Source organism: Sporosarcina koreensis (assembly GCF_001531445.1).
Taxonomy (GTDB): domain Bacteria; phylum Bacillota; class Bacilli; order Bacillales_A; family Planococcaceae; genus Sporosarcina; species Sporosarcina koreensis_C.
In genome coordinates this window covers 1-492 of the sequence record NZ_LQYA01000420.1, presented here as the reverse complement: position 1 = coordinate 492, position 492 = coordinate 1, and the positions used below count along the sequence as shown (strand labels likewise).

Here is a 492-nt window from a genome sequence, read left to right as displayed (position 1 = left end):
CCCGGTTTTTCTGGCATTGGGACCCCCGCTCCACTTCAGCAGAATTTTTGCACCCAGCCTCCGAAGGGGAGGCCTTGCTGGCGGCAGCGCAGCGGGTCACAACGCCCGTCGTGCTGGTGAAGGCAGAACTCAGCGACATTGTCTCGGACGAGAGTGTTGCGACGTTCGAACGACTTACGCCGCAGTTGCAGGTCGAAATAGCACAAGGCGTAGGTCATATGTTCACAGGCGATCGCAATGATGCCTTTGCCGAGCGACTACTGCACCACCTTGCGGTGCATATGCCGTTATGAACAGAGGCGCAGCCTTTGTTGTTGGCGGCACCGGAGGCCTTGGCAGTGCAATCTGTCGTCGATTGGCTTCCGATTGGGATGGCATCGCCATCGGCTATCGCTCCAGCAGCGACAAGGCGCAAGCTCTCATTAATACGCTCGGTGACGCATCCGGCGAAGCGCTCGCCGTTCAGTGCAACCTGATGGATCGGCACAGCAT

2 protein-coding genes are annotated in these 492 nt (G+C 58.7%); both read left to right on the top strand.

The window, feature by feature from the left end:
• A partial coding sequence (locus AWV70_RS22705) for an alpha/beta fold hydrolase (protein WP_235588825.1) occupies positions 1–293 on the top strand: 293 nt, incomplete at its 5' end.
• Positions 290–492, top strand: a 203-nt coding sequence (locus AWV70_RS22700; RefSeq protein ID WP_153010122.1) for an SDR family NAD(P)-dependent oxidoreductase, incomplete at its 3' end; no start/stop codon positions are given. The genes AWV70_RS22705 and AWV70_RS22700, both read left to right, overlap by 4 nt.